Raw genomic sequence first — 8,888 nt, forward strand, 5'->3', positions numbered from 1 at the left:
GATTGTGTGCGTCAAGTTCTGCAAAGAGGGGCGGCCGGTCGGGCTGGCTAAGCGGCTTCGCGAAGAGTGGTTTTCTTGTGCTCCTTGAGATCCTCCATATTGAGGTAGCGGTGGGCTTCCAGCCAGTTCTCGTGCGTCTCGACCGCCAGAGCCCGCACCAGCCGGCAGCATGAGGCCGCATTGGGGAAGATCCGCACCACATACGTGCGTCTCCTGATCTCCTCGTTGAGCCGCTCGAGCATGTTGGTGCTCTTGAGATGCTTGTGGTGCTGACGCGGCAAGCGGTAGAAGGTCAGCGTCTCCTCGATCGCCTCCTCGGCCCAGGCGACCAGGCGCGGGTAGCGCCCCTCCCACTTGGCAATCCAGGCCGCCAGATCGCGTCTGGCCTCCTCGACCGAGCGGCGGTCGTAGAGCCAGCGCAGCTCCTGCAGGCAATCATCATCAGCCTTGCGCGGCAGGTGGTCGAGGGCATTCCGGAGGAAGTGCACATAGCACCGCTGATAGGCGGCCTCGCTCAGCACCTCACGGATTGCCGCCCTCAGCCCGGCATGGTCGTCCGCCACCACCAGCTCCACGCCGGAGAGGCCGCGCTCGCGCAGGCCGAGCAGAAACGTGCGCCACGAGGAGTGGCTTTCCCGGTTGGCCATCTCAACCCCTAAGATCTGGCGCCGGCCGTCCCAGTCGATACCCACCGCGATCAGCACGGCTCGCGAGCTGACGATGCCGCCCTCGCGCACCTTCTCGTAACGGGCATCCAGGATCAGGTACGGGAATGGCTCCTCGAGCCGGCGGGAGGCGAACTGGGCCAGGCTGTCGTCCAGGCGCTTGTTGATCGAGGAGATCGCCGAGGCCGAGAAGCTGTGGCCGCACAGCTCCTCGGTGATCGCCTTGACCTTGCGGGTGGAGACACCCTGAACGTACATCTCGGCGAGCGTGGCGACCAGCGCCTGCTCGGAGCGCTGATAGCGCTCGAACAGCTCGGTCGAGAAGCGGCCATCCCGGTCCTGCGGCACCCGCAGCTCGAGCTTGCCGACCCGGGTCACCAAGGTGCGGGTGTAGTAACCCGAGCGGTAGCCCAGGCGAGCCGAGGTGCGCTCGCCCTTCTCGGCCTGGAGCGCATCGGTCATCTCGGCTTCAAGCATCTCCTGCATCACGGCGCGGACGATCTCGCGCAGCCCGTCCGGGCTCTGGCTGAGAAGGTCCTTGATGGCAGCGGCAGCAGGTTTATCCTTTGCAGTGGTCATGGTGGGGCTCCTCTCGGAGTGCGTGACGTTGAACATCACCATCCTGCCATGACCGCCCCGCTCAGGCGATTTGCAGAACCTTCACCACACTACTATCTGTGTTCTCGTTAGGCGCCAGTTCCGATGATGCTGTGCTCCTCAATGGTTTTTGATCGAACAATCTCCGACGTAGGAAGGATAGATGGCAGTTTATCTCGTCAGCTATGATCTCAGGCAGCCTGGACGCAACTACGAACCGCTTTGGCAGGATCTTCGAAATGCCGGCGGTGTACGAGCGCTTGAATCCGTATGGCTCGTAGACGTGAACCAGACAGCCGTTCAGGTCGGGGATCTCCTCAGGTCGCATCTTGACGCAAATGACCGCATCATGGTCGTGGAGATCACGCAAGCCGCAGCGTGGGCTGGTTGGTCCTTGCTGCCACCCGCAGGCGACTGGATCAAGGGAAGCGCCCCTAGAGGAAGCAGGAGTACCAAGGGTTGGGGAGGCGCCCGCTCGTGGGATGGCATCAAGCATGCCATCCCAATGTCTTTGCGGCCGCACATGTGGCCAGCCAAGGGCAACTGCGACTTGCCTCTGGCAGGTTAGCCGTTACTGACAGGCAGCAACGCCCTGAAGGATTCGCTCCCTGCCCGTCTCCCGCCTCACCTACGCCATCGGCGACATCCACGGCCGCGCCGATCTCCTCCGGTCCCTGCTCGCCTTCATCGCGTCCGACGCTGAACGTCGCGGACAGGAACCGCGCGTCATCTTCCTCGGCGACATCGTCGACCGGGGGCCGAACAGCCGCGGCGCGATGGACCTGGTCGCGTCGACCCTGAAGCGGTGGCCCGCATCACGGCTGCTGCTGGGCAACCACGATGACTACTTCCTACGGTCCGTGTCGGAAGATATCCCCGATGCGCGTGTCCTGGAGGTCTGGCTTAACAACGGGGGCGTAGACACGCTCACGAGCTATGAGCCGTTCGGCGACCTGGAGGACGCGAGGATGACGGTCCGGACCGACTTCGACGACCACCTCGATCTGATCAGGTCCGCGTCATTGATCGAGACCGACGGTCCGTTCGCCTTTGTCCACGCAGGCATCGACCCCGCCAAGCCGGTCGACGCCCAGGACAGGAACGACTGCCTCACCATCCGCCGAGGCTTCCTTGACCACACGGGCCCCCTATCCCACAGGATCGTCCACGGTCACTCGATCACGGGAAGCAAGCTGCCCGAGGTCGCGGGGAACCGCATCGCCATCGATACGGGTGCTTACGGGACTGGGCGACTGACGGCGCTGATCATCGATCCGGCGACTGATGCTCTTGAGTTCGCCTGCACCGTTCAGTCCGGAGACAGGATCGCGGTACAGGCTGTCAGTCCCATGCTGCTGCCGGACGCAGACGTGGCCCCAGTCCACCCAAGGCTTCCATGATGTTCGATCGCCTGATCCATGCCGACTGGAGCATCGACAAGAAAAAGCGCTGGCAGGCATCAGCGGTGCGCAACGAGGGCCGATGGGAAGTCTCGGCTCCCTGCCCCGTCGGGCCGATGCCCATGTTCCTCGATGGCATCTTCAATGGCATCTTCAACGAGGCGAACGGCGGCAGAACCCTCGTCGGGTTCGACTTTCCGATCGGAATCCCGAGCGCCTATGGCGATAGGACAGGCTTTGCCGACTTCCGACAGGCCCTGCCGTATCTCGGCGAGGGCGACTGGGCGCAGTTCTTCGACGTGGCCAGCCAGCCTCATGAGGTCTCCCTCAGGCGTCCCTTCTACCCCAAGGGAAGCAAGAAGGGTGTGACCAGGACCTCACTCGTTACGGGATTGGGAATGGCATCATTCGACGACCTTCTCCGCGTCTGCGAGCGGAAGACGCCGGAACGGCAGGCGGCCTGCTCGCTGTTCTGGACGCTCGGCGGCAACCAGGTCGGCCGTGCCGCGATCTCGGGCTGGAACGAGGTGATCAGGCCGGCCTTGGCGCATGGCGCAGCGCTGTGGCCCTTCGACGGATCCCTGTCCCAGCTTTCGGCCCATACGAGTGTCATCCTCGCCGAAACCTACCCGGCCGAGGCCTATCGCATGTTCAATGCCGGCTTCCGCAGCGGGGAAAGCAAGCGTCGGCGGTCAGACCGTGCATCGAAGGCATCCGCCATCCTGGACTGGGCCGCCAGCCATTCCGTACACCTGTCGGACGCGGCAGAAGCAGCAGTGCGCGACGGATTCGGAGAGGCCGCTTCCGGCGAGGATGCCTTCGATGCCCTTGCGGGGCTTCTCAAGATGATCGAGGTCGCTGACGGCCGTCGGCCAGAGGCGACCGTAAGTTTAGAGCCGGTGCTAAGGTGGGAAGGCTGGATTCTCGGTCGGTGATGTTCCTAGCTTAGCCGATCGATGATCGTCGATCGGCGTTTCGGGCGGCTCAGTCGTCCTCCCTGACGGGCTTCACCCTGAGATCCATGTAGAAATTGTCATCGATGGGAGCGGTCAGGAAGTCCCGCTCCCGCTTCCGGCAGACTTGGTCAGCTTTCTCGTCCGCGGCGGAGCTCCTCCGCCCGGCAAGCGTCGACCGTCTCACGTACTTGCTCGGATCGTTCTTGATCTTTGGCATCAGTAAGAACCTAGGAGCCTCTGCACATCCTTGTCGGACAGCGACGGCCTGCATCCTTCCATGATCCGCCGCCTCTGACCACCGCTAACCGACCTGTAGAACTCGGAAGTTCCATCAAGCTTTAGTGTTAGCTCGTACGATGTTCCGTTTTCGTTCTTCGTCCAGGTGCTTGTATCAGGTGTTTGCACGAAGTGCCAGTCCAAGATTTCCCCGTCGATATCGGCCAGGGCATTGGACACCTCGAGGGCCGAACCGTAGCGGGCGGACGGATCGGGCTCCAGGCAGGTCCTGATGATCTTCCTCAGCTTGGCAGGGATATGGGCCGGGAAGACCTTGCGGTCCGGAAAGCGGCCGGTTCGCAGGTCGAACCGGAAGGTCTCGCGGTCGAAGGAGGACGGGGGGCCGTATTTTGCCAGTTGCCTGTAGAAGACCTCGTTGCCGTTGCACATACGGTAGAGCGTCAGGCCGAACTGGTAGATGTCGTAGGTGACATCGAACTGATCGGACTTGGTGAACTCCGGCGGGACCATGGGCGTGTAGGGTCGGTCCTGGATCGCCTTGCCGGAGAAGTTCATCTGCTTAGCCTGCCCGAAGTCGGACAGGAGCGCCTCCTCGCGGTCAGTCAGCAGGATGTTGTCCGGCTTGACGTCGAAGTGGATCAGCCTCTTCGAATGGATGTTGTGGAGCCCGGTCAAGACTTGGGCACCCAGCGTCACGATCCTGCGCACGCTCAGGTGGCGGCCGGTGATCAGCCCCTTGACCGAACCCTTCCGGTAGTAGGGCATGGCGAGGTAGATGAAATCGTCGTCCTCGCATGCGTAATGGATCGGCACGACATTGGGATGTGCGCTGGCGTAAAGGGCCTTGGACTCGTCGAAGAAGTTCGCGGGCGAGGCGAGCTTCCCCTTCGCGATCTGCTTGATCACGATCTCGGCGTCGAGCTGGTGATCCCGGGACACGAACGTCCTTGAGTTGCGTCCATCGGTCCCGATTTCCTTGACCAGGTCGAACGTGACCTGTGCCTTCTGGTAAGGTTTAAGCATTCGTTGCCCCCACGGCGCAGAGCACGGCTTCGCGTTGCTCCTTCGTCATTTCATCCCAATTCTCGATGTCGAACGCTTCCTTGCCCTCGACCAGCGGCTTGAACCGTGCTCGGTCGATTCCAAGGCGGGAGGCAATCGATGCGATCTGCCCGACGTAGTAACGGGTCAGGCTGCTGCTGGCGAAGGCCTCCTGGATGACCCCCTCGATCTGAATTCTTTCGATGCTCGGGGACTGCGCGCTCGCCTCGGTCACGCGCACACCCGCCTGCACGACGGCGTACTCGCGCAGGACATCGAGGAGGTTGCTGCGCAGGTGCTTCAGTCCATCAGGTACCGAGAAGGCCGCAGGAATCCTGATCTCCTCGACGTTGATGACCTGCTCCTTCTCGGAATCGTAAATTGCGAAGGTGACCGCCCGCGGTGCGGCGCGTATGCCGATCGTTATCATTCATGCCCCCATTCACGTCCGTTTATCATGTCTGGAATGGGATCCAAGTCCCAGCCCGAATGCTGCAAGAGAGTAGATTGTAGGATCAGCGCCGTCGCTTCCCGCCATCGAGGGTGAGCTCCACGCACCTGCGGAGCGTTGCCTCGTCCAAGCAGAAGGCTGACGGGGACCGCCCGCCGAGGGCCGGATGCCCCGCCTTCAGGTAGATCTCGAGATGCTGGCCGTGGTGAACCTTCGCAGCCTCCCTGCGCAGGTTCCACCTTGCCTTCTCCGCCGCCTCGGCCTTGCGCGCCTCGCCTTCCCGCAGGCGCATGAGGGTATCGAGAGCCTCCAGCGCGGACGTCATGCCCGTCTCCCCCGCGCTCGCCACCTGCATCGGGGACTTTCCGCCAAGCGCGTCGTTTGCGGCTGCGGCCCATGCGTCCCCTTCCAACCCAAGCTCCCGGCGTGCCACTCCCAGGAGCCGATCCGCTCGGGCTTGTGCCTCCCGTCGTGTCCTCTCCTGCCGCTCGGCCTCGCGGGTCTCCTCCTCCCTGCGGAGCTCCTCCCGGCGACGGGCAAGCGTGCCCGACAGCGGCAGCCCCATCAGATCGACATCGCCCTTGGAATTGAAACGGATCCTCCCGCCGATGGTCGTCAGGTCCGTCATGAGCCGAGCGTATTCCCGGTCCTCGAAGTGAATGGCCTGTACGGGTGAATGCTCCCTGCCCGGCAGCAACGCTCCGAACCAACTCTCGAACGAGAAGCCTGCCACCTCGTCCTCAGGGAGATCCTTGAGGATGTCGCCCACTGCCTTTCGCAACTCGGCTTGGCGCAAGCCCGGCAACGCCCGGCGGTGACGCCGTTGGCTGACCTCATCGACGATCATGCGATGCAGGAACCACCGCCCCCCGCCGGATGCGGGCATGAGGATGCCCTTCCGCGACAGGACCACGATCCACTCCATGACGGCGTTTTCCGGCAGCTCGAAGGTGGTTCCATCCTCGCGGATCATCGCCGCTTCGGCATCGGTGACCCGGCTGAAGCGGTCCTGGATCCATCGGCGGTCCCGGAGCTTGCGCAGGGCGCCGTTGACCGAAACGAACGGAATGCTGCCCGCCACGGCAACGTCGACGACGTCGGCCAGCACCGTTGCCTGCCAGTCCCGCGGAGGCACGGTGAAGCATCCCATGCCCCCGACCTCGAGGCTGATCGCGCGGTCCAGTCCGTCCTCGCGGATTCGGCCGACGGCCAGGCAGGGTGTCCCGTTGGTCTGGAGCTTGGCGCAGGAGGAAAGATAGGCATCCCGAAGGGCATCGGTCCGACGAGCCAAGGCCTCGGTGCGTTTTCGACGACGGGCCTCAAGCTCGATCCACCCCTCGCGAAACCTGGGATTGTGGAGCCACTTGCGTGGGGCGGTGTCGAGGATGGCTTCCTCCAGCCCGTCCCGGGACACGTCGCGGGCTAAGCCGGACAGGTCGATCTCGATAGCCCCGATGTCCATCAGCGCGATCCGATCGATCTTCTCGGGGCCGCACACGTGGGTGACGGCGAACTCCACGAGGAGGTCCCGCTCGCCGCGTCGCACGATCACGTCAGGGACGATCTCCTCGAGCCTGTGCTCGAGGACGGCTTCGTGAAAGCCGAAGCTGCCGCCTTGGAAGCCGACCCAGCGATCGTCCCCGTCCGACATCTCGAGGGCCGGCAGGAAGAGGCGCAGCCTTTTGGCAAGGACCTCCTTGGCGAACTTGTGCAGAGCCGTTTCCGGCCCCGTCTTGCAGGGCCTGCCGTCGGCACTGCCATCATGCCCGAAGTGGTGATCGTTCTTCGGCCCCTTGCGGGCGACGAGACGGCTGCCGCATCCCGGACAGATGCAACCGCATTCAAGGCCGGAAGCGACTTCCGAGACGTGGGCCATCGTACCGTCCGGACGTTCCCCGAATACGAGGCTTTCCCGCCCGTCCCGGCAGGCAAAACCTCCGAAGGGAGCGTCTTTCGGCGCGCCAGCCGCCCTTCCTGCCTTCATTGCGTCCCCGACCAACCGACATCGTCGGCGCCCAGACTGAGCCCCTGAGGCCGCACCCGCAACCGGGTCAGCTCCGTCGTCAACACTTCGCCCGCTTCCCGCTGGCGGATGGGAAGGGCTCTTGCATGGTGGGGTTGGGCTGGTGTTCCCCCGTGGGCACGCGCAGATCACCGACCGGCTGCATCATCCGGTTCCACGGGACCGCCCTTCCGGGAGTTCCGGTCCTCCCGGGCCTTCTTGCGGTAGAGCAAGGCGCGCCCGTCCGGCACCATTTGCAGCAGTAAGTCGTAGTCCCTGACGTTCCCCGTCAGGACCGTGAACCCGAGCTTGAGGGCTTGCAGGAAGAGGACGCAGTCGTGCAGCGCCCGCAGCCGGTCATCGGAGGCATAGCCCTGCACCCGCGCCAGGACGCCTGCCACGACGGCGGCCCGCCCGAGGGTCTCGGCATCCGGCTCGAACAGGCGGTGTCCCGGCATGCCCCGGATGGCGTTCCTGGTCTGGGTCAGCACGTTGGCGGTCTCCCCGTGGCGGGGATCGAGGCGTCCGACGGTGTGCATCAGTTCAACCACGGCGATGGTGCTGTGATTGACGGTCCGCACGTCCACGAGGGCCTGGATGACATCCGGCGCCTTCCCCTGCATCCGGTCGATGTACACGGTGGTATCGAGCAGCAGGGCGCTGCCCGATTCCGCCGTGGCACCGACGAACGGCAGGTCACCGTCCGGCCGCCGGGCAAGCGTGTGCCACCGCTCCGGCCGCGCCCATCGGACGACCTTGTCGAAATCCAATCCCGGCAACGTCAGAACTCGAGGTCGAGATCCGGATCGACGGTTCCCTCGAGCGCCCGGAACACCTCGCCGAAGTTGTCCTCCAGCGCGATGTTGGCCAAGGCGAACGCGATCAAATCGGTATCCGACTCGATTCCCGTGCGGGCCTTCGCCTCATGGATGAGGCCGCTGCTGACCCGTCCGGTGATCCGTCCGTCCTTCTCGCGCAGCAGACCGATCTCCTCGGCGCTGCGCATGACCGACTCGATGCGCCCCGTCCTGGGCCTGGCCTTTCCAGCCGCAGGCTTGCGTGACGGTTTCGGAAGCCGGCCGGCAAGTCGGCTGCGGGATCGGCGGCCCGGGGCCTTGGAAGGGGTGGGGCGGGAGGTTTCGCTGGCCATCGTGGATCCCGTTCTCTTCTGTTAGCCAAATCAAGGAATTTGTTATACATGACACGCAGGCCGGCGCGCGACAAGGCCCCCGTCGACAAAAGCCCAGTGCGCTCACGGCACCTTGCCCCATTCGCCCGCACCGACCTCCGCATCCCGGCACGAGCGTCCAAGCCATGCGCAACGCACCCTACGCCCGTCAGGGGCCTGCGGGAGGCCTCCGGTTCCGGTGGTCCCTTGCTCCCCCTGCCCGTGGCCTGCCCCCTTTGAAGTGGTCCTCCCTGATGTATGGCTTTTTGCCATTTGGAGGACGAGAGAATGCCCAGGAAGAGACACACGGCTGAAGAGATTGTCGCGAAGTTGCGGCAGGTTGATGTGCTGACGGCGCAAGGCCGCTCAGT

The 8,888-nt window shown here is 64.1% G+C and carries 9 protein-coding genes; 2 read left to right on the forward strand and 7 right to left on the reverse strand.

What is annotated here, in order from left to right:
* Positions 1–47 precede the first annotated feature (47 nt).
* Positions 48–1,244, reverse strand: coding sequence for an IS256 family transposase (locus AB4097_RS21125; protein ID WP_442043203.1), 1,197 nt, complete (start codon positions 1,242–1,244; stop codon positions 48–50).
* A gap of 662 nt (positions 1,245–1,906) precedes the next feature.
* On the opposite strand from AB4097_RS21125, the gene AB4097_RS21130 reads away from it, so the two are divergent.
* Both AB4097_RS21130 and AB4097_RS21135 read left to right on the forward strand, forming a co-directional pair.
* Positions 1,907–2,662 carry a metallophosphoesterase gene (locus AB4097_RS21130; protein WP_442043219.1) on the forward strand — a complete coding sequence of 252 codons (756 nt, stop codon included), beginning with the start codon at positions 1,907–1,909 and terminating at the stop codon, positions 2,660–2,662.
* Positions 2,659–3,597 carry a DUF429 domain-containing protein gene (locus AB4097_RS21135; protein ID WP_442043205.1) on the forward strand — a complete coding sequence of 313 codons (939 nt, stop codon included), beginning with the start codon at positions 2,659–2,661 and terminating at the stop codon, positions 3,595–3,597. Before AB4097_RS21130 ends, AB4097_RS21135 begins: the two co-directional genes overlap by 4 nt.
* 49 nt (positions 3,598–3,646) lie before the next feature.
* On the opposite strand, the gene AB4097_RS21140 is transcribed toward AB4097_RS21135, so the two are convergent.
* The 6 genes from AB4097_RS21140 to AB4097_RS21165 form a co-directional block, all read right to left on the reverse strand.
* On the reverse strand, positions 3,647–3,835 hold the full coding sequence (locus AB4097_RS21140; RefSeq protein ID WP_442043207.1) for a hypothetical protein: 189 nt from the start codon (positions 3,833–3,835) through the stop codon (positions 3,647–3,649).
* Complete coding sequence (locus AB4097_RS21145; protein ID WP_442043209.1) at positions 3,835–4,878, reverse strand: serine/threonine-protein kinase; 1,044 nt, start codon at positions 4,876–4,878, stop codon at positions 3,835–3,837. The genes AB4097_RS21140 and AB4097_RS21145 overlap by 1 nt, the downstream gene beginning before the upstream one ends.
* On the reverse strand, positions 4,871–5,326 hold the full coding sequence (locus AB4097_RS21150; RefSeq protein ID WP_442043211.1) for a hypothetical protein: 456 nt from the start codon (positions 5,324–5,326) through the stop codon (positions 4,871–4,873). The genes AB4097_RS21145 and AB4097_RS21150 overlap by 8 nt, the downstream gene beginning before the upstream one ends.
* A gap of 85 nt (positions 5,327–5,411) precedes the next feature.
* Complete coding sequence (locus tag AB4097_RS21155; RefSeq protein ID WP_442043213.1) at positions 5,412–7,223, reverse strand: competence protein CoiA family protein; 1,812 nt, start codon at positions 7,221–7,223, stop codon at positions 5,412–5,414.
* Between the two features lie 275 nt (positions 7,224–7,498).
* Positions 7,499–8,119 (reverse strand): type II toxin-antitoxin system VapC family toxin, encoded by a 621-nt coding sequence (locus AB4097_RS21160; RefSeq protein ID WP_442043215.1) that lies wholly within the window; start codon positions 8,117–8,119, stop codon positions 7,499–7,501.
* 11 nt (positions 8,120–8,130) lie between these two features.
* Positions 8,131–8,355: a hypothetical protein gene (locus AB4097_RS21165; protein ID WP_442043217.1), complete on the reverse strand. Its 225-nt coding sequence runs from the start codon at positions 8,353–8,355 to the stop codon at positions 8,131–8,133.
* Positions 8,356–8,888: the final 533 nt, after the last annotated feature.

It is taken from the genome of Microvirga sp. 2MCAF35, from assembly GCF_052115545.1.
Lineage (GTDB): Bacteria > Pseudomonadota > Alphaproteobacteria > Rhizobiales > Beijerinckiaceae > Microvirga.